The organism is Occultella aeris (assembly GCF_902703175.1).
Lineage (GTDB): Bacteria > Actinomycetota > Actinomycetes > Actinomycetales > Beutenbergiaceae > Occultella > Occultella aeris.
The window spans coordinates 21,683-46,799 of record NZ_CACRYJ010000055.1 but is presented as its reverse complement, the minus strand read 5'-3'; the positions used below and the strand labels follow the sequence as shown (position 1 = coordinate 46,799).

The following is a 25,117-nucleotide window of genomic DNA, read 5'->3' as shown; positions in this document are numbered from 1 at the left end:
GGCTACCGGGTCGCGAGGGCCTCCGCGAGGTCGGTGCCGAGATCGCTGATCGCCTGGTCGGTGCCACCCACGCTGAGAACGGCAACGGCGATCCGTCGCGCCGGGACCCGGACGGTCTTCGCCAGCCACGCACCCCAGGAACCGCCGTGGGTCACGATGGGGCCGTACGGTCGAGCGCTCACGCGAACACCCCAGGCGTACCCGGAGGGGCTCGCGGCGTCGAGCCCACCCGGCGTCTCGGCCACGCGCTGGGCTCGATCCCCGAAGCAGTCCCGGTTGCAGGCATCCAGCCAATTGGTCAGATCCGTGACCGAGGTCCACAGGCCGCCGTCTCCGATCGTGCCCGGTGGGTCCGGCACGCCGGCGATCCGGACGGCGGGGCCGCCGAGCCTGCTCTCCCGCAGCGCGAGTGGCCGGAACAGCTCGGCCGCCGCCAGTTCGTCGACCGGCCGGCCCGACATCCGGCCCACCGCCTCGGCGAGGAGGACGTATCCGGCGTTGTTGTAGGCGTAGCGGGCGCCGGGTTCGAGCGGCTGCACCGGCGTCCACCGCTGGAGGCGCTCGATGACCTCGGCATTGTCGGCCGGCACCGAACGGGTCGGGTCGGTGACGTCCGGGAGGTCCGACGTGTGATGGACGAGATGACGTAGCCGGACCGGCTCGACCCAGTCGGGCAGCTCCGGTAGCCAGCGGCGCACGGGATCGTCGACGCCGGCGGCCCCTGCCACGGTCAGCCGCGCGAGTAGCAGACCGATGACCTGCTTCGTCACCGAGGCAGCGTAGAAGGAGGTGCGCACCGTGACGGCCCGGCCGTCGACGCTGCCTCGGCAGGTGACCTGCCTCGCGTCAGCTGCGACGACGCCGACCGCCAGCGCCTGTGTTCGCCCGGCAGACAGCACGTGGTCCATCCGGTCGACGACCCCCTCGATGTCCATGCCCCATCCTCCCAGGACCTCGAGCGGGTGATCCTGCGGTCGATCGGACCGGTGCGCCGCACGACCACCCTCGCCCCGGGCCAACCCGGGCCGGACAACCGCCACCTTCGCGAGAGGGTCATCATGCGGCGCAACCAGGTCTTACGCCGCAAGACCGCGCCTTCGTAGCGCCGAGTGCGCGGGATCGGGTTGAATGGCGCCCGTGAATCCTGCGCACGCGTGGCTGACCCACGCCCGTCTCGGCATGTTCGTCCACTGGGGCCTGTACTCCCTGGCCGCCCGGCACGAGTGGGTGATGAGCCGCGAGTTCACCCCTCTTGCCGACTACGAGCGGTACGCGACCCACTTCGAGGCGGACCGCTACGACCCGCGCGCCTGGGCGAAGGCGGCGAAGGCGGCGGGCATGGAGTACGTCGTGCTCACCACGAAGCACCACGAGGGCTTCTGCCTGTGGGACTCCGCCCTCACGGACTACAAGGCGACGAACACGCCGTTCGGGCGGGACGCCGTCGCCGAGTTCGTCGAGGCGGTCCGGGCCGAAGGGCTGCGGGTCGGTTTCTACCACTCCCTGATCGACTGGCACCACCCGGACTTCACCATCGACGCCCTGCACCCCCGCCGCGACGACGCGGACCTCGTCGAGCAGAACGCCGGCCGGGACATGGCGCGCTACCGCGAGTACCTGCACGGCCAGGTCCGTGAACTGCTCACCGGCTACGGTCAGATCGACTACCTGTTCTTCGACTTCTCCTACCCCGACGGTCGCGACCACCACGCAGACCTCGCCGGCAAGGGCGCCGCGGACTGGGACTCCGCGAACCTGCTCGCCATGGTGCGTGAGCTGCAGCCCGGCATCATCGTCAACGACCGGCTCGGCATCCCCGGTGACCTCATCACCCCCGAGCAGTACCAGCCGGACGGCCCGATGGAACGCGACGGCGTACCCGTGGTCTGGGAGGCGTGCCAGACCCTGAACGGCTCCTGGGGGTACGACCGTGACAACGACGACTACAAGTCGCCGGATCTGCTCGTCCGGATGCTCATCGACGGCGTCGCCAAGGACGGCAACCTGCTCCTGAACGTCGGGCCGACCGGCCGCGGCGACCTGGACCCGCGCGCCATCGAGTCGCTCGCCGGGATCGGCGCCTGGATGGACACCCACGCCCGTTCGATCCGCGGGGCCGGGGCCACCGACCTCACGCCTCCGCCGGACGCCCGCTACACCCGCGCCGGGGACCGGCTCTATCTCCACCTGTTCACGTGGCCGTTCGGGCACGTGCAGCTGCCCGGGCTTGCCGGGAAGGTGACCTACGCCCAGTTCCTGCACGACGCCTCCGAGGTCGCCTACTCCGAGATCGACCCGGACCAGGCCGGCTGGAACACCACCCCGGACGGGCCGGCGCCCGGCACCCTGACGCTCACGCTGCCGGTCCGGCGGCCTGACGTGGCGGTTCCTGTCGTGGAACTCTTCCTGGGCCCGACGGCGTAGGGCTGAGTGCGTTTCGCGGCGGCGACTGCTCAGGTGGTCGCCGCCGGGGGCGATGCCGCGGCGACTCCGGTCGCCCATCGCGCCCGAATCATGTCCACGAGCAGACGCATCTGAGCGGTCATGTCGACCGGTCCAACTCCGTGCGTGGGTGTCGTCGCGTCCTCGGTGGGGTGCTCGGTCCCGGAGTCCGAACGGGCGCACAGCCACTGGACCTGGATCCCGTCGGAGAGCGCGAGGACCGTGCGGGCAAGCTCGATCGACGGTGCGTCATCGGCCACCACGCCCGCTGCCTTCCCGCGGTCGAACCGTTCGGACAGCGCTTCCACACCGTCCACCAGGTGCCGGTGCAGCCAGGGGTGAGCGGGGTGGGCAGCGTCGACACTGCCGGCAGACATCGCGGTGTAGAGCCCCACCAGGCCGGGCCGGGCAGCGTTGCCCGTCATCAGGCGCACCCACCGATCCAGGAGCGACCAGACGTCGTCGGCTGCGTCCTCCAGATGCGCCCTGTCCCCGGCATCGCGCTGCTCGAGCACCGCTGAGAACAGGGCCTCCTTGGAACCGAAGTGGTGCAGCAGCCCGGGCTTGGATATCTCGGCCGCGCGCGCGATCTCGGTCAGCGAGGTCGCCGAGTAGCCGCGCCGAGCGAAGAGGTCGAAGGCCTCCCGCAGGATCCGGGCGCGCTTGTCCTCGCTGCCGAGTCGAGGGCGCCCGGCGCGACCGGAGCTTTGCAGTGGCACAAGCACATCCTACGACCATCAATCTACCGCGCGGTAGATTAATCTGGCATCATCGGGCCTGGAGGAACACCGAGGTCTCCTCCACCCGCCCGACCCCGACTACGCGGCGACGACCTCGGCGCCACCAGAAAGGTCTGCTGACGTGGCCATCACCACCTCCGACATTCCCCGGCTCCTCGCCGAGCTCACCCTCGAGGAGAAGGCCTCGCTGTTGTCCGGCTCGGACTTCTGGCACACCCAGGCCGTCGAGCGGCTGAACGTCCCGGCCGTGATGCTCACGGACGGTCCGCACGGGCTGCGCAAGCAGGCGGGGGCGACGGACCATCTCGGGCTGAACGACTCGGTGCCGGCCACGTGCTTCCCATCCGCCGCGGGGCTCGGCTCCTCCTGGGACCCCGACCTGCTCCGGCGGGTCGGGGAGGCGCTCGGTGAGGAGACCCGCGCGAACGGGGTGGCCGTGCTCCTCGGTCCCGGCATCAACATGAAGCGCAGCCCGCTGTGTGGGCGCAACTTCGAGTACTTCGCCGAGGACCCCCACCTCGCCGGCGAGCTCGCGACGCCGCTGGTGCAGGGCATCCAGTCCAAGGGGGTTGGCACCTCGCTGAAGCACTTCGCCGTGAACAACCAGGAGACCGACCGGATGCGGGTCTCGGCGGAGGTCGACGAGCGCACGCTGCGGGAGATCTACCTGACCGCGTTCGAGACGGTCGTCACCCGGGCCGCGCCCTGGACCGTGATGTGCTCCTACAACAGGATCAACGGCAGCTACGCCTCGCAGGACCCGTGGCTGCTCACCGACGTGCTGCGCACCGAGTGGGGCTTCGACGGCCTCGTCGTCTCCGACTGGGGCGCCGTCGACGACCGGGTCGCCGGGGTGGCCGCGGGCCTGGACCTGGAGATGCCCGCCTCCGACGGGATCAACGACGCCCGGGTGGTCGAGGCGGTGCGCTCCGGAGCACTCGCCGAAGCAGACCTCGACCGCGCCGTCACGCGGGTGCTCGCGCTGATCGCACGGTCCCAGGCCGCCCTCGCCGAGCCGGGCGCCACGGACCTCGAGGCCAACCACGCGCTCGCCCGCGAGGCCGCGACCCGGGCCGCGGTGCTCCTGAAGAACGACGGCGGCGTGCTGCCGCTCGAGCGCGAGACCCTCGCTTCGACCGTGGTCGTGATCGGTGAGATGGCCCGCACGCCGCGCTACCAGGGCGCGGGCTCCTCGCAGGTGAACCCGACCCGGCTGGTGAGCATGCTCGACGCCCTGAGTGAGCAGGGTCTCGCGGTGCCCTTCGCCCCGGGTTACCCGCTCGCGGAGGCCGCGGGCGCCGTCGGGCAGGAGCGAAGCGAGAGCGAGCTGCGCCGCGAGGCGGTCGAGCTGGCCACCGGTAGGACCGCGGTGCTGTTCCTCGGCCTGCCCGCGATCGACGAGTCCGAGGGCTACGACCGCGAGCACCTGGACCTGCCCACCAGCCACACGACCCTGCTGGCAGAGGTGGCGGCCGTGGCCGCGCGGACGGTCGTGCTGCTGGCGAACGGGTCGGCCGTGACGGTCGTCGACTGGCAGGAGCAGGCCGACGCGATCCTCGAGCTCTGGCTCGGCGGTCAGGCGGGCGGGAGCGCCGCCGTCGACCTCCTCATCGGCGATGCCGCGCCGTCGGGCCGCCTGGCCGAGTCGATCCCGGAGCAGCTGGCGGACGTGCCCGCACAACTCAACTTCCCCGGTGAGAACGGCGTCGTGCGCTACGGCGAGGGCATCTTCATCGGCTACCGCGGCCTGGACGCCACGGCCGCGCCCGTGTCCTACCCGTTCGGGCACGGCCTGACCTACACCACGTTCGCCTACTCCGACCTGACCGTCGACGCCACCCCGGTCACGGAGCACACCAGCGCGGGCGACGGCGTGGTCGCAGTCACTGCGGTCGTCACGAACACCGGTGGGCGGGCCGGGGTGGCCGTGCCGCAGCTCTACGTCGGCCGGCCGGACTCGCAGCTCGCGCGGGCACCCCGGGAACTGCGCGGCTTCACGCGGATCGAACTCGCGCCCGGTGCGTCCCGGACGGTGGAGTTCGCCCTGACCCGGCGCGACCTCAGCCACTGGGACACCGTGACCGGGGGCTGGTCCGTGGAGCCCGGCACCGTCGAGGTCAGCGTCGGCGCTTCCTCGCGGGACCTGCCGCTGAGCACGAGCGTGCCGCTCGAAGCGCCCGCCCCCCGAGTACCTCTGACCGGGTACTCGACGATCGGCGAATGGGTTGCCGACCCGGTAGCCGGGCCTGCTCTCCTGGAGGCGTTCGGCGAGTTCGGAGCGATGTTCGGCGCGGACAGCCCGGAACCGGCGACCGCCGCGTTCCTGACCGCGATGCCGCTGGTGAAGGTGCCGCTGATGGGGATGGGCGGCACCTTCACGGTCGACGACCTCGACGCCCTGCTTGAGCGGTTCGGGGCCCTCGCTCAGCCGCAGGTCACCGCCTCGTAGGGCACCGTGAAGCGCTCGTACACGGGCTGACCGTCGTTCCAGGCGTACGCGGCGACGGTCACCGATCCGGCGTCGACCGCCCCGGCTCCGCTCGTGAAGCCGTGGTAGCCCGACGCGCCGGGCGCGGTGGCGGTCAGCTTGTGGCTGCCGTAGTCCGTCGTCATGCGGATGTCGAGCGGGACCTCCGAGGTGTTGACGACGTGGACGGCGATGACCGCTTCGGCTCCCCAGCACTGCGCCCGGACGGAGATGCGCAGCGTGACCGGTGGCAGCGGTTCATCGGTCACTGCGAGGACGAGGGCGTTGAACAACGAGACGTTCTTGGTCTCGGCGAGCCCGAGTCCCCAACTCAGCCAGCCCTCCCGCCCGGAGCCGTCGTTCTCATTCAGGACCACCGTGCTCGCCAGCAGTCGCCCGGCCGGGTCGATGCCGATCTCCGCCCAGCTGATCGCGACCTCGTAGGTCGTGGTCGCGGCGCCCTCGTCGCGGATGACGGCGGCGCTCACCCCCGCGGGCGTGCCGGCGACGTCGGCGGGCGCCCACCTGTGCACGACCACCTCGCCGGCATCGGTGAGGGCGACTCCGATCTCCTGCGGGACGGGGTCCTCGCCGGGCGCTCCGGCGACGAGTCCGATCTGAACGCTGTCGCCCTGCCAGATGTCACCGCCGGTGCTGGGCTGGGCATGGACGTCATCCTGGGCACGAAGCGTCAGGTAGAGGTTCTCATCGTCGTGGGTCAGCCAGATCGACGCCGAGGAGTCCGCCGGGCCCTCCCAGCCGGGGAGCGCGGGAGCCTCCTCGACGCCGACGTCCTGCGCGGCCAGCTCCAGCACCGCCGGGTCGGCGACGCCGTCGACGTCGACCCCGACTGCGGGCACCGCTACCGGTTCGCCCAACGGCGTCAGCGTGCCCGACGCCGTGGCGGGAGTGCCGGTGGTGGTCAGGACCGTCGCGGTCCACCCGGTCGGCTCGGTCGGCGCGATCGGGACGCTCAGCACGAGCGTGCCCGACGCCGGCACCGAATCGCCCTCACCCACCCGCGTGCGCTCGTCCCCGACGGCCACGTCGACGCCATCGAGCGTCATCGCCGTCGGTGTCGCGTTCGTCACCTGCAGCCGCAGGACCTGACCGTCGGCGTCGACGCCGTGCACACCGGTGATCGACAGTGCCGGCGTGGGCGATCCCGTGGTGCGCAGCAGCGTGACCGCGACGCCGTCGACCCGCGCGAGCACCGAGTAGGTGCGCTCGGCACCGGAGCTCTGGGGCAGGTAGGCGACGTCGACCGACGCGCTCTGGCCGGCACCGACGCTCACGCTCGCCGATTCGCCTCCGACCGGCTCGAGCTCGAGCTCGATGCCCGACCGACCGGTCCGGTCGACGACGACGTGGCCGGCCGCGGGCGTTCCCGCGACCTCAGGCTCGATGTCGAACCGATACGCATCCGAGACCGAGACGTCGGTGACGGCACCCTCGACGTAGATGGGCTCCTCGTCGAGGCTCACGTGCACCAGCCCGTCGCTGTCCGGGGCGAGCTCGACTGCGCCGCCGTAGGCGTCGGTGACGGTGACCGGACCTGTCGCAGCGAACGCTGCCGTCGTCGGGTCGGTGGCCCACGCTGCGTGGACCGTGCGGTTTCCGTCCGAGAACACGACATCCCACGCATCGTCACCGAGGTCGCCGGAGCTCTCATACGGCAGGCCGGCGAGCATCCGGTTCATGACGGCGCTGGTCACGTACGCGGGCTTGGGCACCCAGGCACCGCGGGGGTCGTCGGTGTTGCGCACGATCCCGAACCGGTGCTCGACCTCGCCGGCGTCGGTGCCGTCGTCCATGAAGTCGTAGATGGTGAAGTTCTGCGCGCCGTCTGCGAAGGCGGTGAGCTGCCCGCGCACCATCAGGCGCGCCTGGGTCGCCTCGTCGACGCCGACCGCGGTCTCGGCCGTCGGCCAGCCGACCTCCGAGAGCAGGAGCGGCATATCGCCGTGTCCGTTCTCATCCATGATCGTGCGCAGAGCACCGTACTGGCCCTGGAACCGGGAGGATCCCTCGGGCGCGTTCGGGTGTGTGTAGGGGTGGGTCGAGACCGCGTCGACCAGGTCGAGACCGCCGAGGTCGACGAACTCTGCGAACCAGGCCTGCCAGTCGTCCATAGGCGCGAGCGCGGGACCGACGAGCACCGCGTCCGGGTACTCGGCCTTGACCGCGTCATGCACCACCTGCAGGAGGGCGACGTATTGTGCGGCGCTGCCGGCTGCCGGCCCGTCGAGGTCGCGCCAGTTCCACTCGTTCCAGACCTCGAAGTAGTTGCCCTCGACGCCGAGCTCGGCCACGGTGGCGACGGCGTACCGTGCGAACGCCTCCCGACCCTCGGGCGTCGTCGGTGCCTCGTCCGGGAAGTACAGCGGGTTCCCGTAGCTGAGCACGCGGAAGTGGCCGAGGCCGAGATCCTCGAACTCGTCCTGGTAGGCCACGACCTTGTCCTGCCAGACGATCTGACCGGGAGTCGTCTCCTGGCCGGCCCAGTAGGCCTCGTCCCGGGCGAGCCCGAATCCCGCATCGGCGACGAGGGCGGCGGTCTCCAAGGGCCAGGACTGGCCATAGTGGGTGGCGACGCCGAAGCGCGGGTCCCGCACGAAGTCCGAAGGCAGCGGGTCGAGCACGGCGAGGTCGGTGCCGACGACGTACCGGGTGCCGTCCGCCGTCGTACCGATGACGTCTGCGGTGTACCAGCCGGGGCCGTCGGCATCGATGGGGAGCGTTCCCGCGAGATCGGCGGCGGGTGCCGTGCCCTGGTCGACGACGGTGCCATGGGCGTCGCGGACGGTCCAGGACAGCTCGACGACGTCCTCGCCCGTGAAGGCGACGGCGACGTCGTCGCCGGTGTGGAAGACGTTTCCGCGCGCGATCGTCTGCAGGGTCAGCGGCGCGGTCGCGACGTCGACCTCGGCGACGACCGCATCGATGTCGAGAGTGCCCGCCGTGCTGCCCTCGCGGAACGACCAGGTGTCCAGGATGACTGAGAACGCTCGAAGCGGGCCATGCCAGACGCCGTCGTCGGCGCCACCGAAGTGGAGGTAGCTCTCACCCGAGGTGAAGTCCTCCAGGCGCAGGGTCTGCCAGCCCTCGACGTCCGGATCGACCGCGACGCGCTGCTGGTGTGCCTGGCCGGTCGAGTCCTGCAGCCGGAGGGTGACGAGGTCGACGTCCGCGGTGCGCACCTGCAGCTGGAGCGCGGTGGCCTCGATCTGACCTGGCCAGCGGGCGAGCTCGAAGGTGCCGGTGGGCACCGAGGCCTCGATCCGGCCATGCCCGGCTCCGCTCGCCGGGGCCTCGGTGGCGAGGGTGATCGCGCCACTGGCCTCCCCGGTCGTGTACACGTCCCAGTCCGGCGAGCCCGGTTCGAAGTCGCCGATGACGACCTGTCCGGTCGCCGCGGGCACGGGTTCGGTGGGCAGCGGCGCCGCGGTGGCGCCGAGGGCGGTGACGGCGCTGGCCGCCAGGGCGAGGATGGCGGTGACTGCCGTCGCTCGGTGTCGCATCATTGCCTGGCCTCGATCTCGTCGGTGAGCGTCGGGCGACCGGTGTCGCTGTCGTCGGTGCGAAAGCAGTTTCGCACACGTGGACCCGAACGTCTAGGATCCCTGCAGATCTAACCGACGTTGGGTGCGCTTGCGCTTTCGCCGCAGCGACCCGACCAGGGCAGCACCGACCGAATGTCCCGACATCGTGGAGCGGCGCCCCCGGCTGCGATCAGGGGCGACCTACCGCCAGCCTGGCCTGCTCGTCTGAGGTCCACAGCCCGATCAGCCCTCTGAAGTGCGCAAGGAACTGCTCGTGCTCGTGCGGCGGGTACGTGGCGCGCACGGTGTCGACCAGCATGCGGTCGAAGTCGGGTGAGGTGACCCAGTCCAGGACCCGCGCGGGCAGGTCCGCCAGGTGCTTCGCGCACCAGTCCCAGTAGCGGTCGGTCTCGAAGTGGTCGTCCGCGAGCCGGCGGTAGGCGGCGAGCCTGCCCGTGTAGTCCAGCTCGGGGTCGTCGGCGATCGCGTAGTAGGCCGCGGTGTCGGTATCCACCGAGACCCGGCGTCCGGTCACCAGGGCGTACGTGCTCCAGCGCACCAGCGCTGTGATCGCCCACGGGAAGTAGTAGTGCAGCGACGTCACGGCCACGTCCGGGCACGCGTTCGCATAGTCGATCGGGTACACCTCGTCCCCGGTCACAAGCATCTCCGCGGAGTTGAACTCCCACCGGAAGAACGCGTTCACGAGCCGGGAGATGGTCACCGCCTGGTCCCCCGCCGACGGCGACAGGAAGTCGTGCGTGACGGCGTACCGGTTGTGCATGGGCTGATCCGGGCGGAAGTCCATAACCATGGTCTCCGGCCCGATCGACAGGGCGCGGGCGAAGTGCTCGTAGTCGACGGTCGCCTGCAGGTGCATGAGCATCTGCCCGGAGGAGTCGTACGCGCTGCGCAGGTCCTCGGGGTTGTCGATGCGGGACACGCCCCGCCAGCCACCGCCGTCGAACGGCTTCATGTACAGCGGGTAGCCCAGGCCCGCGGCGATCGCCTCGAGGTCGAAGGCCTCGTTGTACTTCGCGGACGTGTAGGCCCATCGAGCGTTGTCCACCGGGTTCTTGTACGGCACCAGCACGGTGCGCGGGATGTTCAGCCCGAGCCGCAGCATCGCGCAGTAGGCGCTGTGCTTCTCCATCGACTGGAACGTGAACGGCGAGTTCAGCAGGTACGTGTCATCCATCAGGGCCGCCTTCTTCAGCCACTCCCGGGGGACGTAGTACCAGTACGCGAGCCGGTCGATGACGAGGTCGGAGGCCACCGGGTCGGTGAGTTCGAACGGGGCCACGGTGAGCCTCTTCGTGGTGATCTCGTGGGTGCGGCCGGCACTATCGGTGACCGGCCCGAGCCGGGACACGATCGCCTCGAACGCACGCGGCCAGTCCTCCTCCTGTCCGAGCAGCAGGCCGATCAGGTACCGGGAGATGTCGCTCATGTGCCCTCCGAGGATCGCGTTCGCGGCAAACGTATCGGCTCAGCAGAACCGCGGCAGATGATGGGCGATCTGCTCGCGCCACCATGGCCACTGATGGGACACATCGTGGCCCCACACGTCCAACTCATGGCCGATGCCCTTCTCCGTGAGCAGCCGGTCCATCGCGAGGGTGGCGGGCAGTGCTCCGGTCGGGTCCACCTCGAACTCGCCCTGTCCCACCACCAACACCGGGTACACCCGCGAACGCAGCCAGTCGAGATGGTCTCCGTCCGCACCACGCAGGTAGTCCATCGGGTTCGTGAAGTACGCGTCGTCACCGCGCTCGCCCCACGTGCGCCAGAACGACGGGTCGTAGTTGCCGGACTGGCAGATCGCCACCGTGAACAGGTCCGCCCGCGCGAGCATCAGGTGCAGGGCGTGGTAGGCGCCGAGGCTCGCGCCGGTGGTGATCAGATCACCCGCGCCCGGCGTGTCGTCGCGGATCACCGGCACGACGGCGTCGGTCACCCAACGCTCGTAGTCCCGGTACCGCCGGGCCCGCTCCTCGTGGGAGACCGAGGTGTCCGACCAGGTCATATGGTCGAAGGAGTCCACGCAGTAGAGCTTGATCCGACCGTCGTCGATCAGCGACGCGAGCGCGCCGACCATGCCGTTCTCCTCGTACTCCCAGGCCCGTCCCAGTTCCGTGGGGAACACCACGACCGGGCGGCCCCAGTGCCCGTACCGGATCAGCGTGCCGGGCCGGTCCAGGCCAGGTGCGTCCAGCTCCAACTGGTCACGTCGCATCGTGGCCTCCGGCCACGGGGTGCCCGACGGCGGAGATCAGCAGCCGTTCCAGGTGCGGTTCCAGGGCGTCGCGCCAGGAGACGAAGTTGTGCAGGTCGGCCGTCTCCGCGTAGCGCACGTCCCAGCCGAGCCGGCTCAGGTGGGCGGCCATCAGCCGGTTGTTCACGACGTTCTCCTCCGTCGCGCCGCAGGTGAGCGTCACGGAGGGTATGGACTGTGCCGTCTGTGCCGTCGGTGCGCCGGCGACCTCGGCCACGAACGAGGTGATGTCGCCGAACCCGCTGAACCACGACTCCTGCGCGTCGGTGCCGGGCGTGAAGAACGAACCGGACTGCAGGAACAGACCGTCGAACGTGCCGGGGTGGCGCCACTGGGCGTGCAGCGCGGCGAGCGCGCCGAGGCTGACCCCGGCGGCGATGGCGGCGGTCGAGGGCCACTGGTCGCGCGCAGCGTCCAGGACGTGCAGCACGAGGGCGTCGGCGTAGTCGTCGTTCGCGACGTACCAGGACATCCGGTCGGGTGCGCCGAGCAGCAGCACCCGCAGTGGCGCGAGGCGTCCGGCGCCGATCTGGGCCCCGATGAAATCGGTCAGGTGCCCCATCGCGTTGTAGTCGGGCCCGTCGTGGGCGATCAGCAGCGGCGCGGGCTCGTCCGGGTCGAGCCGCTCCGGAACCCAGAGGGTGGCGTCGATGTCTCCGACGGGGGTGTCGGTGAAGGAGACGTCCGCGAGCCGGCTCGCGATGGGTTCGGCGGCGAGCCAGTCGGGCTCGACGTAGCCGGGCAGTTCGAGCACGGACCGGTCGCCGAAGCCGCCCGGCGCGGTGCGCGGGTTGGTCGGGTCCAGGAGCGTGGTGGTGACCTCGAACTGGTACTCCACCCGGCCGAGCGGTGGGCGCGGGATGCGCAGCTCCCAGACGCCGTCGATCCGGGTCAGGTCCCGGGGTGCGTCGGTGGTGCCGAGGTCGGCGTCCACCCGGACGCGCCGGTAGCGGGCGTCGGGGTCGGCGAGGCGGAAGCACAACTCGTCCCCGACGGCCTCGGTGATGGAGTCGTCGCGCACAGGGCGAGACTATCCGCCCGCCGCCCCTGGTTCCTCCGGTACATCCTGGCTCGGTGGGCGGGGTGTCCGTATGCTCCGCTGGTGGCTCCCTTCCCCCTCGGCGCGACGGGCCTGACCGTCCTGGTTCCGGAGGCGGAACCGCTAGTCGCGGGTCCACGCTCCTAGTACGACATCGCGGCGCAGTTCGGGATGCCCGCGCACGTGACGGTGCTCTACCCGTGGCTGCCGCGCGAGGAGCTCGGACCTGACGACCTCGACGGCGTCCGCTCGCTCGCGCGCTCGAGCTCCCCGTTCGAGGCGGTACTGGCCGGCACGGCGCGGTTCCCACGCACGCTCTGGCTGGACCCGAGACCGGCGGATCCGTTCCGGGCGCTGACCGAGGCGGTCGCGCTCCGGTGGCCGCAGGCGCAGCCCTACGGTGGCGCGTTCGAGACGGTGGTCCCCCACCTGACGGTCGCCCACGAGCAGCCGGAGGAGGTGCTCGCCTCCGTGGCCGCTGAGGTAGCGGCAGCGCTGCCGGTCACGTTCTCGGCCACCGCCCTCGCCCTGCACGAGTTCGACGGCGTCCGCTGGGTCGAGCGCGACCGTTTCGCCTTCGGAGCGGCCCGGCCGGAATAGCCGCGCCCGAGACCGGGTTCGACGCAGCATGACCGACACCACGTTCGATCCCCGCACCGTACTCGCCACCGCCAAGATCGGCGTCCTCGCCACGATCAAGTCGAACGGCCTGCCCCAGCTCTCGCCGGTGACCCCGTTCTACGATCGCGACACCGAGCAGTTGCTCGTCTCGATGACCGAGGGCCGCGCCAAGACGGTGAACCTGCGCCGCGATCCCCGGGCCGCGCTCGAGGTGACCAGTGAGAACGGCTGGGAGTGGGCGACCGCCGAGGGCCCGGTGACCCTGACCGGACCCGGTACCGACCAGAACGGTCCCGAGGTCGAGGCGCTCGTGGACTACTACCGGCGCGCCGCCGGCGAGCACCCGGACTGGGCGGAGTACCGCGCGGTCATGGTCTCCGACCGCCGGGTGCTGATGACGATGACCGTTGAGCGGGTCTACGGGGCCAAGATCCGCTGACGCGGTGGCCCGTCAGCAGGCCAGGTACCGGTCCAGTACCAGATCCACCAGTTCGGCCGGTGGCTGCTCGCCGTCGACGAGCAGCGGCGCGGTGACCACGTCGGCGCCGCAGCCCGCGGCGAGGTCGGCGAAGTAGCCCGGAGCGAGCAGGTACGTCGCGACGACGACGCGACCTGCGCCGTCGCCCCGGGACCGCAGGCCGGCCCGCGCGGTCGCCACGGCGTCCCCCAGGCGCGGCCCGGCCGCGGAGATGAAGCCGGTGATGACGTCGCGGCGCAACGCCGCGGCGAGCATCTCGCCGGTCTGTTCGCAGTGGGCGACGGCGTTCGCGTCCGAGGAGCCGGCGGCCGCCAGGACCACCGCATCGCCGGGCGCCAGACCAGCCTCGGTGAGCCGGCGCTGGAGCTGGCGGACGAGCCGTGGATCCGGACCGAGCGCGCGCATCACGCGAGTGTCGGGGTTCGTGGCTGCGGCCTCGGTGAGGTCCACGTGCACGTGGTAGCCGGCCGAGAGCAGGAGCGGCACGATCCGCACGGCGCCGTGGCCGAGCCCGGTCAGGGACGTCGGCACGTCGGGCTGCTGCACGTCCACGAACGAGCCGGCCACGGCCACGTCCGGGCGACGGTCCGCGACCGCCTGCACGAGCCCGGCGACGGCCCGCTGGCCGGCGGGCGAGGAGGTGCCGTGCGAGCACGCGAGCAGGGCCGGCATCGTCCGGGTGGCGGGCGCCAGCGGTGCTCGGCCGTGGCGGGTGTGAGGGGCACCGGCGAGGATCGCTGTCATGCCCCGACGCTAGGAGGGCGCTGTTACGCCCAGCCGCGCCGGTACGTTTCGGGACGGTTAAGACTTCGGCACGCCACGCGGTCGGGCCAGTGGCTCTTGCCCGAGATGGCGCGCGCGGTGCCTACCTAATCCTCCGGCGGGCACAGCAGAGCAACGCCCGGGAAGTACGTCCGGTATCGGCGCGCGTCGCGGGTGAGCAGCCGGTAGCCGACGACTGCCGCGTGTGCCCCAATGTAGAAGTCCGGCAGCGGTGGTGTCCTCGTGCCGCCGTGTCGGCGGTATCGCAGGAAGGCCTTCCCGGCGAGGAAACCTGACGGATACGGGAGTGGTTCGCGCCGGAACGCGGTCGTCGGTAGCACTGCGTCAAGATCCTCGATCCGGTCGAAGCCGACGGACACCTCGGCATAGACAAGAGGATTCAGGACCGCTTCGCCCTCATCGAGAACATGTGCGAGGGCTTGGCTCGACCACCCTGACCACGCTGGATCATCGGTGACGATGTCGAGGAGCACGTTGGAGTCGACCAGCGTGATCATCGGCTCCCTGTCACTCGCCACGCAGCAACGTCATCAGCTCGTCGGTTGTCTGAGTCGTGGTCGCCTGGCTGCGCATCCTGCTGACGACCCGCTCACCCCTGGTCTGACCGGGCGTGCGGTGCACGATGCGTAGCGTGTTGCCGTCTTCGACAACGTCCACCTCGTCGCCCTCGTCGAAGCCGTGCCGGTGACGCAACTCGGCCGGGATGGTCACTTGGCCCTTGCTGTTGAGCTTCACTGCGCCCTCCTGACACGTTGCTGATGTGTTACATGATACGCCGTGTCCGCCCAGACACCCCGGTCAGCCGTGCGCGCGCAGCCGCGGCGCGAGGTCCCGTTCGAACAGGTCCAGGAACCGGCGCTGGTCGTGGCCGGGCGCGTGGAAGACGAGGTGGTTGAACCCGGCCCGGCGGTACTCGAGCACCTTCTCGGCGGCCTCGTCCGGGTCGGAGGCGACGATCCACCGGCCGGCGATGGTCTCGATCGGCAGGGCGTCCGCGGCCCGCTCCATCTCGATGGGGTCGTGGATCGAGTGCTTCTGCTCCGCGCTCAGCGACAGCGGGGACCAGAACCGGGTGTTCTCCAGCGCCGCCTCGGGGTCGGTGTCGTAGGAGATCTTGATCTCGATCATCCGGTCGATCGTCTCCGGGTCCCGCTCGGCCTTCGCCGCGCCCTCGGCGACCGCCGGGATGAGTTTCTCGGTGTACAGGTCCCAGCCTTTTCCGGAGGTGCAGATGAACCCGTCCCCGGCGCGCCCGGCGTACCGGGCCACCATCGGGCCGCCCGCCGCGATGTAGACGGGGATGCCGCCGTCCGGCCGGTCGTAGATGCTCGCCCCGTGCGTGGAGTAGTACTCGCCCTCGAAGTCGACCCGGTCGGAGGTCCACAGCTCGCGCATCAGGCGGACCGCCTCGCGCAGCCGGGCGAACCGCTCCTTGAACTCGGGCCAGTCCTGGTCGCCGGCGCCGCGGAAGCCTGTGGCGATCTCGTTCAGCGCCTCACCGGAGCCGACGCCGAGCATGATCCGGCCCGGGTAGAGCACGCCCAAGGTCGCGAACGCCTGGGCGATCACGGCGGGGTTGTACCGGAACGTCGGGGTGAGCACGGACGTGCCGATCTGCACGGTGGAGGTCCGCTCACCGACGGCCGCCATCCACGCAAGCGAGAACGGGGCATGCCCACCGTCGTGGCGCCACGGCTGGAAGTGGTCGCTGACTGCGACGCTCTCCATCCCGTGCGCCTCCGCGGCGACCGCGAGTTCGACCAGCTCCCGCGGGGCGAACTGTTCGGCCGAGGCCTTGTAACCGAGCTTCAGGGGCAGCATGAGACGTTCCTCCGTGGTGCGATGCGGTTCTCCAAACGTAGTCGACAATGTTGTCCACCAAGCGATGAGGGAGCACGCCGGATGCTGATCGAGACCCAGGTCGACGGCCTGCCCGTGCTCGTGCTGGGCGCGGGCGAGCAGGCCGCGCGTCTCGAGCGCCGCTACGCCGCTGCGGGCGCGCTGGTGCGCACCGCGTCGATGCCCGACGGCGTCACGCCCGCCGCGCTCGACGGTGTCGCTCTCGTGGTGGTCGGCCTTGAGGAGGCCGAGCTCTCGTCGGACTGGGGGCAGGCGCTCGGCGTGATCGCCCGCACGCACCTGATCAGCCGCGAGCCCGGTCCCCCGGCCGGGCAGGTGACCCTCGTCGGAGGCGGTCCGGGTGCCGACGACCTGCTCACCCTCGCTGCCGTGCGCGCCCTGGCGGCTGCGGATGTGATCCTCTACGACCGGCTCGCCCCCACCGATCACCTGACCGACCTCGCTCCCGGCGCGGAGCTGATCGACGTCGGCAAGCGGCCCGGCCATCACCCATTGGGGCAGGCCGAGATCGAGGAGCTGATGCTGGCCCGAGCCGCCGCCGGGCAGCGGGTGGTCCGGCTCAAGGGCGGGGACCCGTTCGTGTTCGGCCGCGGCGCCGAGGAGCTCGCGGCGGCGCGGGCCGCCGGGGTCGCGGCGCGGCTGGTCCCCGGGATCAGCGCGGCGATCGCCGTGCCGGCCGCGGCGGGGATCCCGGTGACCTACCGTGACCTCTCGCACCACTTCACCGTGATCTCCGGCCACCACCCCCTCTCCGACGACGAGCACACCCACCTGACCCGAGCGCTCACCCTCGGCGGGACCGTCGTGGTCCTGATGGGCGTCGGCACCCTGCCGCACCTGCTCGCCGGGCTGCTCCGGGCCGGCCTCGGCCCCGAGACCCCGGTCGCGGCGATCGAGCGCGGGTACACCCCGGACCAGGCGAGCACCGTGAGCAGCGTCGGGGACGCCGTCGCCCAGGCGACCCTCGCCGGGATCTCCTCACCCGCCGTCATCGTGCTCGGGAACGTGGTCCGGATCGGCGGCTGAGCCGACCTCCCAGGTCTTGACCTCAACCATTGTTGATGTCGTTGGGTGGAGTCCTGACCCACCGACCACAGGGAGACCATCGATGGACGCCATCCGCCTGCACGCCTTCGGGCCACCCGAGAACCTCGTCCTGGACGAGGTCCCCGACCCCGAGCCGGGCCTGGGCCAGGTGTTGATCGCCGGGCGGGCGCACGGCGTGCACCTGCTCGACACGACGCTGCGCCGCGGCGAGCCCGGCCCGCTGCCGCTGCCGGCCCTGCCGACGATCCCGGGCCGTGAGGTCGCCGGCTCCGTCGCCGCCGTCGGGCCTGGGGTGGACCCCGCCTGGATCGGTCGCCGGGTCGCTGCGCACCTGGGGGCGGTGCCCGACGGCGGTGGCTACGCCAGGCTCGTCGTGGCACCACTCGAGGTGCTGCACCCGATCCCCGACGGGCTCACGGAGGCAGCGGCCGTCGCCATGATCGGCACCGGCCGGATGGCCACGATCGTGCTCGACGCCGCCCAGGTCGGGCCCGGGGACAGGGTGGTCATCACCGCGGCGGCGGGTGGGTTGGGCAACCTGTTCGTGCAGGCCGCGCTCCGGGCCGGCGCCCGGGTGGTCGCCCTCGTCGGTGGCCGGGCGAAGGCGGACCGACTGGCCGGGCTGCTCCCCGGCACTGACGCGGCCGCCCTCACCATCATCGACTACCGTGCCGAAGGCTGGCTGGAGCGGGCCTGCACGGCGCTCGGCGACGGCGGCGCGACCGTGGCGCTCGACGGCGTCGGCGGCGGATCGGGCACCGCGGCGGCGTCCCTGCTCGGCTCCGGTGGCCGCCTGGTCAGCTACGGCTGGGCTTCCGGCGCCGCGACCGCCATCCCGGCCGACGCCCCCTACACCGTGGTGCCGATCGTCGGACCCGGCGCCAAGCCGATCACGGACATCTACGAGCGCCAGCAGCGCGCCCTGGCCCTCGCGGCCGCCGGAACGTGGCGTCCGCTGATCCACGAGGTCCCGTTCGCCGAGGTCGCCCGCGCCCACCGCGACCTCGAGTCCCGCGCCACCACCGGCAAGGTGGTCCTGGTCTGACGTCACCGAACGTGCGCTCATGCGGCGCAACGGCGCCATCAGCCGCACAACGGCACCCTCGGTGCTGTCGGAACGACGGTCAGGCGAGTTCGAGCCGGTATCCCCGCTTGACCACCGTCTTGATCAGACCCCGCCCGGCCGCCTCCCGCAGGCGGGCGATGGCCACCTCGGCGGCGTGCGGGTCCGTCGAATCGCCCGGCAGCACGGCCAGCACCGCCTCGCGGGACACCACACCACCGCCTGCGAGCAGGCGCAGCACCTCCACCCCGCTCGGTGAGAGCGGCAGCACCTGGCCGTCGAGCACGGCGACCCGGGAGCGGATCTGCAGCATCCCGACGGCGGTGCACAGCGCGAGGGTCTCGGCCTGCTCGTAGTGGCTCACCAGGGCCCGCACGAGCGCGCCGAGGCGGCCGCGTTCGGGCTGCAAGGTGGTGACCCCGCGGTGCTCCAGCGGCTTGGCCGTGATCGGCCCGACGGCCGCCGCGATCATCGACCCCGAGACGAACCGCGTCACGATCTGCGGGCCGACCCCGTCCGCCTCGGCGGCGGACAGCCAGGCCTCGGCGCCGGGGGCGGAGGTGAACACGACCGCATCGATCTCCCCGGCCGCTGCGGCACGGGCGGAGGCTCGGACCGCGTCGGGATCCGGGGCGGGACCCCAGCGGTAGACGATCAGGCTCTGCACGTCCGCGCCGGCCTCCGCGAACACGGCGTCCAGCCCGTCGGCGCCGGCGCCGTGGTGCTGCACGGCCACCCGGAGCCCGGCCACACCCTCGCCGAGGAGCACGTCGGCGATCTCCCCGGAGGTCTCGGACTCGGCGACCCAGTCGGCCTGCAGCCCGGCCGCTTGGATGGCGCCGCGGGCCTTCGGGCCACGGGCCACGATCCGTGAACCGGCGAGCACGGCCAGCAGGTCATCGGCGATGCCGTGCGCGTCCGCGGCCTCGATCCAGCCGCGGAACCCGATCCCGGTGGTGACGACCACGACGTCCGGGGCGTGTTCGACCAGTTCCCGGGTGTCCGCGATCAGCTGCTCGTCGTCGACGTTGGACAGGATGCTCAGCGCGGGCGCGTGCCGCACCTGCGCGCCACGCCGGGTCAGTGCCGCGGCGAGCTCGGCGGAGCGGCGGTCCGCGGTGATCAGCACGGTGCACCCGGCCATCACCTGACCGAGGGCGGGCCTGCCCGACGGCAGGTCCTCGCGGTTCACGCGAGGAGCACCCGGGCGCCGGACGCCACGTCGTGACCCGCATGCTCGGGGACGAAGCCGGCACGCACCCGCGTCGGGCGACCCGCCACCGCCTGGTCCCCGACGGAGGCCGGCGTGAGCAGGCCCGGCGCGGCGACGTCGCCGAGCACGATCACGGCAGGATTGCGCACCCCGACCTGCTCGGCGCGGGCGACCAGCTCCCCCAGCGGCGCGCGGGTGACCCGCTGGGCCGGCGTGGACCCGTTCTCCACGATGGCCGCGGGCAGCGCGGGGTCGGACCCGGCGGCCAGCGCCTGGTCCACGATCCGCTCCAGCATCGCGACACCCATCAGGATGACGACGGTAGCGCTGCGGTGTTTCAGGCAGGTGACGGCCGCCTCGTCGAGCCCGTCATGGCCGCTGAGCACGTGGAACGCGGCCACGGTGCCGCGATGCGTGAGGGGAATGTCCGCGAGCGCGGGCACGGACAGGGCGCTGCTCACCCCGGGGATGATCTCGACGACGATGCCCCCCTCCCGGCACGCGATCGCCTCCTCGCCACCGCGACCGAACACGAACGGGTCGCCACCCTTGAGGCGCACCACCACGCGGCCCAGCCGGGCCTGCTCGAGGAGGATCTCGTTGATCTCCTCCTGCGGCACCCGGTGGTGGCCGGGCACCTTGCCGACGTCGATGACCTCCACATGAGGCGGTAGGTCGTCGAGCACCTCGGTCGGGGCCAACCGGTCCACCACCACCACGTCCGCCGTCTGCAGCGCCCGCCACGCCCGCAGCGTGAGCAGGTCCAGCGCGCCCGGGCCGCCGCCGACGAGGATCACCCGGCCGGAGGCGGTGCCGACATCCGCGGCGCCACGGGCGCGGAGCGCGCTCACGCGGCCGACTCCGCTGCGCCGTCGGGCAGTCCCACCAGCACCACGCCGTCGGTGACCCGCACGGAGTAGGTGACCAGGTGCGCGTGCGCCGGATCCAGCGGGGTGTAGCCGACCGGGTCGAGACACGCGCCGGTCTCGAGGCTGAACACCTGCTTGTACATCGGCGCCGCGACCGTGGGCCGGCCCTGCCGGGTTCCGACGATGCCACGGGACATGACGTTCGCGCCGCTGTAGGGGTCGCGCTGCTGCACGGCCAGGACGGAGTCGTCCGGAAGCCGGAACAGGGCGACCTGGGTGCCATCCACGAGGGCGGCGGCCCCGCGCTCGACGGCGAGGTCGTGCAGGAGGCAGACGCGCACCCAACGCCCGACGGCGGCGCTCGCCTCGTCCGCTGCCGTGGCCGTTGTGGCGGTGGTTGCGGCGCTCATGAGCGGACCGCCAGGGTGGCGCCGGCGATCAGGACCGGGGCGCCGGTCTCGGCGGCCGCCTCGCGTTCGGCCTCGGTGGCCGGGCGGATCTGACCCCGCTCGGGCACGTACGCCAGGTCGGGGTCGGGGGTGGCCGGGGCGTTGACGAAGGAGCCGAACCGGCGCAGCTTCTCCGGGTCCTCCAGCACCGCTCGCCACTCGTCCTCGTAGTTGCCGACGTGAGCAGCCATTGCGGCGTCGAGGTCAGCGGCGATGCCGAGGGAGTCGTTCATGATGACCTCGCGGACGCCGTCGAGACCGCCCTCGACGTCCTCGATCCAGGGCGCGGTGCGCTGCAACCGATCCGCGGTGCGGATGTAGTACATGAGGAACCGGTCGATGGTGCGGATCAGCTCCTCGGAGTCGAGGTCCTCGGCGAGCAGCTGCGCGTGCCGCGGGGTGAACCCGCCGTTGCCGCCGACGTAGACGTTCCAGCCCTTGTCCGTGGCGATCACGCCGACGTCCTTGCCGCGGGCCTCGGCGCACTCGCGGGCGCACCCGGAGACCCCGAGCTTGAGCTTGTGCGGGGAGCGCAGGCCCCGGTAGCGCAGCTCGAGTTCGACGGCCATGCCGACCGAGTCCTGCACGCCGTACCGGCACCAGGTGGAGCCGACGCAGGACTTCACGGTCCGCAGCGACTTGCCGTAGGCGTGCCCGGACTCGAACCCGTGCTCCACGAGCCGGCGCCAGATCTGCGGCAGCTGCTCGATCCGGGCGCCGAACATGTCGATCCGCTGCCCGCCGGTGATCTTCGTGTAGAGACCGAAGTCCTTGGCCACCTGCCCGATCACAAGCAGCCCGTCCGGCGTGATCTCGCCGCCGGGGATCCGCGGCACCACCGAGTAGGTACCGTCCTTCTGCAGGTTCGCCATCACGTGGTCGTTCGTGTCCTGCAGGGTGGCCTGCTCCCCGTCGAGGATGTGGCCGTTGCCGAGGGAGGCCAGGATCGAGGCGACCACCGGCTTGCAGATGTCGCAGCCGCGACCCGGCCCCACGCCGTCGGGCGCTTCCGCGGAAACGGCCGTCGCGCTGCCGAACCGGCCGATGATCTCGCTGAACGTGTGCAGGTCCGCGACCCGGACGGCGTCGAAGAGTTGCGCCCGGGACAGGTCGAAGTGCTCGCAGAGGGCGTTGGAGACCTCCACACCGGCCCGTTCGAGCTCGGTGGTGGTGAGTTTCTTCACCAGCGGCAGGCAGGACCCGCAGGAGGTGCCGGCCTTGGTGCAGGCCTTCACGCCGGCGACGTCGGTGCACTCGTGCTCGGTGACCGCGGCGCGGATCGTCCCGGCCGTCACATTGTTGCAGGAGCACACGGTGGCGGCGTCGGGCAGTTCCAGGCTCGCCGCGCCGCCACTGGTGGACTCCGGGAGCAGGAACGCACCGGGATCCCCCGGTAGCTCGCTGCCGACCATGGGACGCAGCGACGCGTACGGGGTGGCGTCACCGACGAACACGCCGCCGAGCAGGGTACGGGCGTCGTCGGAGAGCACCAGCTTCTTGTAGACCCCGGCCACCGGGTCCGCCCAGACGAGTTCCATGGCGCCCTCGGTGCGGGCGAACGCGTCCCCGAAGCTGGCCACGTCCACGCCCTGCAGCTTCAGTTTGGTGGCGGTGTCCGCGCCGGGGAACGTGGCCTCGCCACCGAGGAGGCGGTCCGCGACCACCTCGGCCATCGCGTACCCGGGGGCGACGAGCCCGATGCAGCGGCCCTCGATGCACGCGACCTCACCGACCGCCCAGACGTGCGGGTCCTGGGTGCGGCAGCCGAGATCCACCACCGCGCCGCCGCGGTCCCCGATGTCCAGCCCGGCAGCGCGGGCCAGCTCGTCGCGGGGACGGACGCCGGTGGCGACGACCACGACGTCGACGTCCAGCCGGCCGCCGTCGACGAAGTCCAGCCGCCCGACGTGCCCGGTGCGGCGGGACGGGCGCATCTGCGCGGTGGCGGTGTCCGTGCGCACGGCGATGCCCATGTCATTGATGAGGCGCTTGAGGGCCTGCCCGCCGCCGAGGTCGATCTGGGCGTCCATCATGTGCGTGCCGAACTGGATCACGGTGGCCTGCGCGCCGAGCGCCCTGAGCGCGCCGGCGGCCTCGAGGCCGAGCAGACCACCACCGATGACGGCGCCGCGGACGGGGCGCTCGAAGTCGGTGGACCTCCCCTTGCCGGCGGCGGCGCGCTTGTCCTCGACCCAGCCGCGCAGGGCAGCGACGTCGTCGATGGTGCGGTAGACGAACACGCCGGGCAGGTCGTTGCCGGGGATCGGCGGCATCGCCGCGCTGGAACCGGTCGCGAGCACGAGCTCGTCGTAGTGGTGGGTGCGCCCGAGCCGGTCGGTGACCTGGTGGACGTCCCGGTCGATCGTGGTGATCGCGCAGTCCCGGTGCAGCGTGACGAGCGGGTCCTCCCACAACGCCGGGTCGCCGAGCGTGAGTTCCTCGGGGTCACGGGCGGAGAAGTAGGACGTGAGGGCGACCCGGTCGTAGGGCTTCGCGGCCTCCTCGGCGAACACGCTGAGCCGCCAGGCGCCGGCGCCGTCCCGGGCGCGCAGGGCCTCGACCAGGCGCTGGGCCACCATGCCGCCGCCGACGACGACCAGGTGCTTGGGCTGGTTCTCGGTCTGGCTCATCAGGACTCCTCCGGTGATCGTCGACCGGCTGCCGATCGGCAGTGGTGGGGCGATGTCGCCGACGATATGTGGCGGCGGTTTCACGTCAGTGCCCCGCCCGTTGCCCGGTCGTAACGTTGTTCTCACTCGTGGTCAGGGTCGAGTGAGAGGTCGGGTCGTTCATGCCATCGCAGTGTGAACTACAGTTCACATGTGGCCGACCCGAATCGGGCTATCGGGAGTACGACCGGAGGGAGCACCCGGAGGAGTGCCACCGATGCATTCTCTGCGTTCGACCCCGCGGACTACCTCAACACGTTTGACGACGTCGTGGCCTACCTGGAAGCAGTGATCGAGGATGCCGAGGGCGACCCCGTGGTGATCACCGGGGTGCTCGGCACGATCGCGCGCTCCCGCAACCTCAGTGAGATCGCACGTCGTGCAGGCATGAGCCGAGAAGGCCTGTACAAAGCGCTGTCGGCCAAGGGCAATCCCAGCTTCGCAACGGTGGTCAAGGTGTCGCGCGCTCTCGGCCTTCGGGTCCACTTCGAATCAATCGCCTGAGAAGCGCTCACGATCCCGACCCATGCCACCGGACCGCTCAGCATCGATCCAACGATGCGAGACGGACTTTCGATAGATCACTTCTTCCTGGGCAAGAGAGACATCCTCACGTACCGCCACCGCAGCACGGAGCTCATCGGTGGCCCAGCTCAAACACGTCAGAAGCCCGACATCTCAGAGTCTCAGGGGCGGAGGTACAGAAACCCCAGGCGAACGGCGCTTTCCGCATCATCCGTTACGCACTCTGTCCGGCGTGTCCCGCGAGAGACTCAAGTAGGGTCGGAAGAGTCGAACAATTTCGCAAGACGCTCAGCCCCCGAGTACCCCGCGATACTGAAAAAGAACTGTTGTTGACCGAGATCGATCTGGGCCTGCAATCGGAGCAGCGTCCGCTCTGCGATTTCGATCACATGCGTATCACTCCAAGATTGGAGCATCTCGCGTGCACGGGCTACGCCCGCAGCAGCGTCCTGCACGTAGACGTACTCAGGCCCAGACGGCATCGTCTGAGAGCGCAGATCGATCCCTCCGCGGAACGAGACGTCTCTCAAGCGCGAGCCTGAAAAATCGTTTCCGTGGAACTCGTTACTGCTCCGTTGGTACGTGCGGAACTCTTTGGGCGGCACACCCCAGAAGAGTGCCTTTTGGATTCGACCCGTGAAGATGCAGTCGATAAACTCCATCGCGGAGGCGTCGAGATCAACGATAGAAGCATTCGTGAAGGTGCACCTCACAAAGCGGGCATTACCCACCCAAACGTGGAGCATTCGGACTCCGTCGAACGTACAGTCGATGTATTCGGAGATGGGGTCCCCGGCCCCGAGGTTCGCGTGCGAAATAACCGTTCGATCAAAATTGCAATGCTCGAACCGGGAGTCAACCACAACGAAATGCTTAAAGTTACGAGCACTCAAGTCGAGACGATCGAGCTGTTGGTGTTCGACATACAGACTGTCGTCACTTATCCCAGGCGAAAGACCGCCAGTTGTCATCTTCTTAGCACCCCGGCACCGTGTAGATAGATCGACCGACGCCAGAGTAACCCCGACTGCGGTC

22 protein-coding genes are annotated in these 25,117 nt (G+C 71.0%); 7 read left to right on the top strand and 15 right to left on the bottom strand.

Features of this window, described 5'->3' with window-relative positions; translation table 11 throughout:
• Nucleotides 1-2 precede the first annotated feature (2 nt).
• Nucleotides 3-935 carry a serine hydrolase domain-containing protein gene (locus HALOF300_RS18675; protein WP_156742421.1) on the bottom strand — a complete coding sequence of 311 codons (933 nt, stop codon included), beginning with the start codon at nucleotides 933-935 and terminating at the stop codon, nucleotides 3-5.
• Nucleotides 936-1,128: 193 nt separating this feature from the next.
• On the opposite strand from HALOF300_RS18675, the gene HALOF300_RS18670 reads away from it, so the two are divergent.
• The gene (locus HALOF300_RS18670; protein WP_156742420.1) at nucleotides 1,129-2,424 is read left to right on the top strand and encodes an alpha-L-fucosidase; all 1,296 of its coding nucleotides are present in this window, start codon (nucleotides 1,129-1,131) and stop codon (nucleotides 2,422-2,424) included.
• Between the two features lie 29 nt (nucleotides 2,425-2,453).
• Here the strand turns inward: HALOF300_RS18670 and HALOF300_RS18665 are convergent, their stop codons facing one another.
• Complete coding sequence (locus tag HALOF300_RS18665) at nucleotides 2,454-3,161, bottom strand: TetR/AcrR family transcriptional regulator (RefSeq protein ID WP_156742419.1); 708 nt, start codon at nucleotides 3,159-3,161, stop codon at nucleotides 2,454-2,456.
• Between the two features lie 142 nt (nucleotides 3,162-3,303).
• Between HALOF300_RS18665 and HALOF300_RS18660 the strand changes: the two genes are divergently transcribed.
• Nucleotides 3,304-5,631, top strand: coding sequence for a glycoside hydrolase family 3 C-terminal domain-containing protein (locus HALOF300_RS18660; RefSeq protein WP_231955591.1), 2,328 nt, complete (start codon nucleotides 3,304-3,306; stop codon nucleotides 5,629-5,631).
• Here HALOF300_RS18660 and HALOF300_RS18655 read toward each other — a convergent pair.
• The 4 genes from HALOF300_RS18655 to HALOF300_RS18640 all read right to left on the bottom strand — a co-directional run bounded on the left by HALOF300_RS18655 (nucleotide 5,607) and on the right by HALOF300_RS18640 (nucleotide 12,487).
• Nucleotides 5,607-9,173, bottom strand: a complete 3,567-nt coding sequence (locus HALOF300_RS18655; RefSeq protein WP_156742418.1) for a GH39 family glycosyl hydrolase — start codon at nucleotides 9,171-9,173, stop codon at nucleotides 5,607-5,609. The genes HALOF300_RS18660 and HALOF300_RS18655 overlap by 25 nt on opposite strands.
• A 208-nt stretch (nucleotides 9,174-9,381) precedes the next feature.
• Nucleotides 9,382-10,641 (bottom strand): ATP-grasp domain-containing protein, encoded by a 1,260-nt coding sequence (locus tag HALOF300_RS18650; RefSeq protein WP_156742417.1) that lies wholly within the window; start codon nucleotides 10,639-10,641, stop codon nucleotides 9,382-9,384.
• A 39-nt stretch (nucleotides 10,642-10,680) separates the two neighbouring features.
• Nucleotides 10,681-11,427 carry an esterase family protein gene (locus tag HALOF300_RS18645; protein ID WP_156742416.1) on the bottom strand — a complete coding sequence of 249 codons (747 nt, stop codon included), beginning with the start codon at nucleotides 11,425-11,427 and terminating at the stop codon, nucleotides 10,681-10,683.
• The gene (locus tag HALOF300_RS18640) at nucleotides 11,417-12,487 is read right to left on the bottom strand and encodes an alpha/beta hydrolase (RefSeq protein WP_156742415.1); all 1,071 of its coding nucleotides are present in this window, start codon (nucleotides 12,485-12,487) and stop codon (nucleotides 11,417-11,419) included. The genes HALOF300_RS18645 and HALOF300_RS18640 overlap by 11 nt, the downstream gene beginning before the upstream one ends.
• A gap of 189 nt (nucleotides 12,488-12,676) precedes the next feature.
• Here HALOF300_RS18640 and HALOF300_RS18635 point away from each other — a divergent pair, with 189 nt between their 5' ends.
• Complete coding sequence (locus HALOF300_RS18635) at nucleotides 12,677-13,105, top strand: 2'-5' RNA ligase family protein (protein WP_156742414.1); 429 nt, start codon at nucleotides 12,677-12,679, stop codon at nucleotides 13,103-13,105.
• A gap of 28 nt (nucleotides 13,106-13,133) precedes the next feature.
• The gene (locus HALOF300_RS18630) at nucleotides 13,134-13,565 is read left to right on the top strand and encodes a PPOX class F420-dependent oxidoreductase (protein WP_156742413.1); all 432 of its coding nucleotides are present in this window, start codon (nucleotides 13,134-13,136) and stop codon (nucleotides 13,563-13,565) included.
• Between the two features lie 12 nt (nucleotides 13,566-13,577).
• Here HALOF300_RS18630 and HALOF300_RS18625 read toward each other — a convergent pair whose 3' ends face one another.
• The 4 genes from HALOF300_RS18625 to fgd form a co-directional block, all read right to left on the bottom strand.
• Complete coding sequence (locus tag HALOF300_RS18625) at nucleotides 13,578-14,348, bottom strand: sirohydrochlorin chelatase (protein ID WP_156742412.1); 771 nt, start codon at nucleotides 14,346-14,348, stop codon at nucleotides 13,578-13,580.
• A 125-nt stretch (nucleotides 14,349-14,473) separates the two neighbouring features.
• Complete coding sequence (locus HALOF300_RS18620) at nucleotides 14,474-14,884, bottom strand: type II toxin-antitoxin system VapC family toxin (RefSeq protein WP_156742411.1); 411 nt, start codon at nucleotides 14,882-14,884, stop codon at nucleotides 14,474-14,476.
• Between the two features lie 10 nt (nucleotides 14,885-14,894).
• Nucleotides 14,895-15,122, bottom strand: a complete 228-nt coding sequence (locus HALOF300_RS18615) for an AbrB/MazE/SpoVT family DNA-binding domain-containing protein (RefSeq protein ID WP_156742410.1) — start codon at nucleotides 15,120-15,122, stop codon at nucleotides 14,895-14,897.
• Nucleotides 15,123-15,185: 63 nt separating this feature from the next.
• On the bottom strand, nucleotides 15,186-16,208 hold the full coding sequence (gene fgd, locus HALOF300_RS18610; RefSeq protein ID WP_156742409.1) for a glucose-6-phosphate dehydrogenase (coenzyme-F420): 1,023 nt from the start codon (nucleotides 16,206-16,208) through the stop codon (nucleotides 15,186-15,188).
• 81 nt (nucleotides 16,209-16,289) lie between these two features.
• Here fgd and cobA (HALOF300_RS18605) point away from each other — a divergent pair, with 81 nt between their 5' ends.
• Together cobA (HALOF300_RS18605) and HALOF300_RS18600 are read left to right on the top strand one after the other, a co-directional pair.
• Nucleotides 16,290-17,273 (top strand): uroporphyrinogen-III C-methyltransferase, encoded by a 984-nt coding sequence (cobA, locus tag HALOF300_RS18605; RefSeq protein ID WP_156742408.1) that lies wholly within the window; start codon nucleotides 16,290-16,292, stop codon nucleotides 17,271-17,273.
• Nucleotides 17,274-17,355: 82 nt separating this feature from the next.
• Entirely contained in the window at nucleotides 17,356-18,339 is a 984-nt protein-coding gene (locus HALOF300_RS18600) for a zinc-binding dehydrogenase (RefSeq protein ID WP_156742407.1), read from the top strand.
• Between the two features lie 79 nt (nucleotides 18,340-18,418).
• Here the strand turns inward: HALOF300_RS18600 and HALOF300_RS18595 are convergent, their stop codons facing one another.
• Genes HALOF300_RS18595 through nirB form a run of 4 tightly spaced genes read right to left on the bottom strand, consistent with a single transcriptional unit; the run spans nucleotide 18,419 to nucleotide 23,518 of the window.
• Nucleotides 18,419-19,501 (bottom strand): uroporphyrinogen-III synthase, encoded by a 1,083-nt coding sequence (locus HALOF300_RS18595; RefSeq protein ID WP_156742463.1) that lies wholly within the window; start codon nucleotides 19,499-19,501, stop codon nucleotides 18,419-18,421.
• Nucleotides 19,502-19,545: 44 nt separating this feature from the next.
• Complete coding sequence (cobA, locus tag HALOF300_RS18590) at nucleotides 19,546-20,421, bottom strand: uroporphyrinogen-III C-methyltransferase (protein ID WP_231955590.1); 876 nt, start codon at nucleotides 20,419-20,421, stop codon at nucleotides 19,546-19,548.
• The gene (gene nirD, locus HALOF300_RS18585; RefSeq protein ID WP_156742406.1) at nucleotides 20,418-20,849 is read right to left on the bottom strand and encodes a nitrite reductase small subunit NirD; all 432 of its coding nucleotides are present in this window, start codon (nucleotides 20,847-20,849) and stop codon (nucleotides 20,418-20,420) included. The genes cobA (HALOF300_RS18590) and nirD overlap by 4 nt, the downstream gene beginning before the upstream one ends.
• Nucleotides 20,846-23,518, bottom strand: coding sequence for a nitrite reductase large subunit NirB (gene nirB, locus HALOF300_RS18580; protein WP_156742405.1), 2,673 nt, complete (start codon nucleotides 23,516-23,518; stop codon nucleotides 20,846-20,848). The genes nirD and nirB overlap by 4 nt, the downstream gene beginning before the upstream one ends.
• Before the next feature lie 192 nt (nucleotides 23,519-23,710).
• On the opposite strand from nirB, the gene HALOF300_RS18575 reads away from it, so the two are divergent.
• The gene (locus HALOF300_RS18575; RefSeq protein WP_231955589.1) at nucleotides 23,711-24,061 is read left to right on the top strand and encodes an addiction module antidote protein; all 351 of its coding nucleotides are present in this window, start codon (nucleotides 23,711-23,713) and stop codon (nucleotides 24,059-24,061) included.
• A 269-nt stretch (nucleotides 24,062-24,330) separates the two neighbouring features.
• Here HALOF300_RS18575 and HALOF300_RS18570 read toward each other — a convergent pair whose 3' ends face one another.
• Complete coding sequence (locus HALOF300_RS18570) at nucleotides 24,331-25,053, bottom strand: pentapeptide repeat-containing protein (RefSeq protein WP_156742404.1); 723 nt, start codon at nucleotides 25,051-25,053, stop codon at nucleotides 24,331-24,333.
• Nucleotides 25,054-25,117: the final 64 nt, after the last annotated feature.

What these genes read in the sequence shown, in the direction of transcription:
- HALOF300_RS18675 (WP_156742421.1), bottom strand. Translation starts at nt 935, where the DNA reads ATGGACATCGAGGGGGTCGTCGACCGGATGGACCACGTGCTGTCTGCC.
- HALOF300_RS18670 (WP_156742420.1), top strand. Translation starts at nt 1,129, where the DNA reads ATGGCGCCCGTGAATCCTGCGCACGCGTGGCTGACCCACGCCCGTCTC.
- HALOF300_RS18655 (WP_156742418.1), bottom strand. Translation starts at nt 9,173, where the DNA reads ATGATGCGACACCGAGCGACGGCAGTCACCGCCATCCTCGCCCTGGCG.
- HALOF300_RS18650 (WP_156742417.1), bottom strand. Translation starts at nt 10,641, where the DNA reads ATGAGCGACATCTCCCGGTACCTGATCGGCCTGCTGCTCGGACAGGAG.
- HALOF300_RS18645 (WP_156742416.1), bottom strand. Translation starts at nt 11,427, where the DNA reads ATGCGACGTGACCAGTTGGAGCTGGACGCACCTGGCCTGGACCGGCCC.
- HALOF300_RS18635 (WP_156742414.1), top strand. Translation starts at nt 12,677, where the DNA reads ATGCCCGCGCACGTGACGGTGCTCTACCCGTGGCTGCCGCGCGAGGAG.
- HALOF300_RS18630 (WP_156742413.1), top strand. Translation starts at nt 13,134, where the DNA reads ATGACCGACACCACGTTCGATCCCCGCACCGTACTCGCCACCGCCAAG.
- HALOF300_RS18625 (WP_156742412.1), bottom strand. Translation starts at nt 14,348, where the DNA reads ATGACAGCGATCCTCGCCGGTGCCCCTCACACCCGCCACGGCCGAGCA.
- HALOF300_RS18620 (WP_156742411.1), bottom strand. Translation starts at nt 14,884, where the DNA reads ATGATCACGCTGGTCGACTCCAACGTGCTCCTCGACATCGTCACCGAT.
- fgd (WP_156742409.1), bottom strand. Translation starts at nt 16,208, where the DNA reads ATGCTGCCCCTGAAGCTCGGTTACAAGGCCTCGGCCGAACAGTTCGCC.
- cobA (WP_156742408.1), top strand. Translation starts at nt 16,290, where the DNA reads ATGCTGATCGAGACCCAGGTCGACGGCCTGCCCGTGCTCGTGCTGGGC.
- HALOF300_RS18600 (WP_156742407.1), top strand. Translation starts at nt 17,356, where the DNA reads ATGGACGCCATCCGCCTGCACGCCTTCGGGCCACCCGAGAACCTCGTC.
- HALOF300_RS18595 (WP_156742463.1), bottom strand. Translation starts at nt 19,501, where the DNA reads ATGGCCGGGTGCACCGTGCTGATCACCGCGGACCGCCGCTCCGCCGAG.
- nirD (WP_156742406.1), bottom strand. Translation starts at nt 20,849, where the DNA reads ATGAGCGCCGCAACCACCGCCACAACGGCCACGGCAGCGGACGAGGCG.
- nirB (WP_156742405.1), bottom strand. Translation starts at nt 23,518, where the DNA reads ATGAGCCAGACCGAGAACCAGCCCAAGCACCTGGTCGTCGTCGGCGGC.
- HALOF300_RS18570 (WP_156742404.1), bottom strand. Translation starts at nt 25,053, where the DNA reads ATGACAACTGGCGGTCTTTCGCCTGGGATAAGTGACGACAGTCTGTAT.